Here is a 389-nt window from a genome sequence, read left to right as displayed (position 1 = left end):
AGCTTAAGGCGAGCAAGAGGCTGACAACACCAACAATCATCGTGAAAATACCAGCGATGTCAAAGTTGATCGGACCAGTCTGCTGGCGTCCCTGTAATCCTCTTGCAATGAAAATAACCGCAATAATTCCGACTGGCAGGTTCATATAGAAAACCCATTTCCAGTTTAACGAGTCTACAATCCAGCCGCCGATTTGCGGCCCAATTACTGAAGCCAGCCCATAAATCGCGCCAAAGACCCCTTGGAATTTAGCACGCTGTTTTCCTGTGAACAAGTCACCGATAACAATCATCGCCATCGGCATCATGATGCCTCCGCCGATTCCTTGCAGTCCACGGAAGATAATCAATTCTGTCATGTTGTTGGCCATTCCGCATAAGGCAGAAGCA

At 47.8% G+C, this 389-nt stretch carries 1 protein-coding gene; it reads right to left on the bottom strand.

What is annotated here, in order from left to right; translation table 11 throughout:
- A partial coding sequence (locus RVS70_RS23070) for an MFS transporter (RefSeq protein WP_321135074.1) occupies positions 1-389 on the bottom strand: 389 nt, incomplete at both ends.

The sequence above is a fragment of the Virgibacillus sp. M23 genome (genome assembly GCF_034190895.1).
GTDB classification, from domain to species: Bacteria; Bacillota; Bacilli; order Bacillales; family Amphibacillaceae; genus Virgibacillus; species Virgibacillus salarius.
This window is presented reverse-complemented; position numbering and strand designations above follow the sequence as displayed.